Source organism: Mycolicibacter algericus DSM 45454, assembly GCF_002086455.1.
Classification (GTDB): domain Bacteria; phylum Actinomycetota; class Actinomycetes; order Mycobacteriales; family Mycobacteriaceae; genus Mycobacterium; species Mycobacterium algericum.
Window position 1 is genome coordinate 1 of the sequence record NZ_MVHC01000068.1, and the last position, 2,151, is coordinate 2,151.

Annotated in this window: 1 protein-coding gene; it reads left to right on the forward strand. The window is 64.2% G+C overall.

Features of this window, described 5'->3' with window-relative positions; translation table 11 throughout:
• Positions 1 to 1,844: helicase domain-containing protein (locus tag BST10_RS22060; protein ID WP_207567920.1), on the forward strand; the 1,844-nt coding region annotated here is incomplete at its 5' end.
• Positions 1,845 to 2,151: the final 307 nt, after the last annotated feature.

The window sequence follows — 2,151 nt, forward strand, 5'->3', positions numbered from 1 at the left end:
GTCGACGGGCGAGCCCGCAACCGCCGGATCGGAGGTCGCCTGAAAATCACCGATCCACAGGTCTTGACAATATCTCGGCGCTGGCCGGGCCCGATGAGTGGGTGCTTGATGGGCAATCGGACTTCTACATCGGCGAAAAACATGCCGAGTTCGACGGAACCCTGGTGTTTAGTTGGACCGCTCCGATCGCCTGCACCTTCTACCGCGGCACCAAGCACCACAAACTTTGTGACGAGGTCGCCGTCGTCCGCACCATGGTGCGACGCAACGGCCAGATCGTGGACTTCAGCGACGAGACTGTCCGCGCCGATGCGCCCGAACATCCATTTCGCAAGCGCGGGTTGGCGATCCCCGCCCCGCCGACGGTGCCCAAACGGCCGCAGCCCGATGTGCCGAGACCGCTCGACCCAGTGGCCGAAGGGCTTTCCCCGGATGGGCCTGAAAGCCATCACGCCGACCACCCACCCGCCGGAATCCGGGCGGAGGAAGCGTTGCGGGCGCAATTGCAGGCTCCGCGAACAAAGAGGCTGGATTCGGTTCTGGCCACACTGCAGCCGGACCAGTACGCGTTGGTGACGATGCCGGCGGGCGACAGCATGATCATCGAGGGCAAGCCCGGTACCGGGAAGACGATCATCGCGTCGCACCGCGCCGCCTATCTGGTCAACGAGGACACCCCGGCCGAGGACAGGGCTTCCGGCAATGTGCTGCTGATCGGGCCGACCGCCGGGTACTCCAAACACGTCCTCGGCGTCATCAACCGCCTGGCCGGCAACTCCGCGCAGTTGCGGGTGCTGTCGCTGCCGGAGCTGTGGCAGCACATCCTCGGGCTGAAGTACCCTCCGAAAGGCGAGATCTCGCCGGAATCGCAGGATGATGTCTGGAAACTCGTGCGTGTGCTGCGGCGCGCCATCCGGCACATCCGCACGGCCAACGGTGGTGCCGCGATGTCAGCCGAGCAGGTCTACGAATACATGCGCGCCAACCGTGCAGCGATCACATCCGATCCGCAGTGGAGCACCTATCTGAGCGCGCTGCCCGCCTACCGGCATGCGCTGACGCTGCGGGCCCATTCGCCGCTGCTCGCCTACATCCAGTGGGAGGTGAGTCCACCCGCCGACCTCGCCGGTATCAGCCACATCATCATCGACGAGGCACAGGACGTGACACCGCTGGGCTGGCTGCTGCTCGACGAGATCAACATCGAGGACCGGTGGACGGTGCTGGGAGATCTCAACCAGCGTCGGTCCGACCACACGCCGACGAATTGGCATGAGATCCTGGACTTGATCGCGATTGAAGACGACACCGCGACCTTCGAGCTAGCGATCGGATACCGTTCCACGCGGCCGATTTTGGAGTTCGCCACCCGCCTGCTCCCGCGCAGTGAGCGGGCAGTCAACGCCTTCCAGCAAGAGGGGCCGGCTCCTACCGTCGAGAAGGTTCGGCCGGCGGAGCTTGGCGACGCGGTCACGGCGCAGGTTGATCGGCTCCTGGCGGCGTACCCGTTGGGTACCGTCGCCGTCATCGGTCCGGACACCAGTGCGGTTAGAAAGAGTCTGCGCTCTCGCGGTTGGGTTGGCTCCATGCACGACCTGAGCCCGTGGGAGCGGGATGGGCGGGAGGTGACGGTCCTTGACCCCGACTCGGCCCGCGGTATTGAGTTCGACGCGGTCGTGGTGGTTGAGCCGGCGGACTTTAAACAGAACCGCGGGCATCAGGGGCCGCTGTATACGGCGTTGACGAGAGCGAATCGGGAGCTGGTGGTGGTGTATAGCAAGACATTGCCGCGGGAGCTCCGGCAGAGGCAGCCGCCAACAGAACCAACGTGGGTTTATCGTTGATTCGTCCTGCGGGACTACCGGGCACCGCAATCGCAGCGGGTGGGAGGATCTTACCTTGAACCGACCCCATACAAGGTAGGCCCCTCGTTCGGCTGCCGCAAGCTGATTTGCCCATTGGCTGGATGTCGACGGCTGGCGACACGCATCAGCTTTGAACGTGTATTTCAATCTGACGGTGCATAGTGAGAGGCATTGATGGGGGCGTACCACGGTCTGTCGGCAAGGGGTAAGTTCACGTCCCCGGCGGTGGTGTAAGTAGGGGCGGCGTGTCGGTCCTGATGTAGGGGGCCATCGCGGGAGTCTCTGT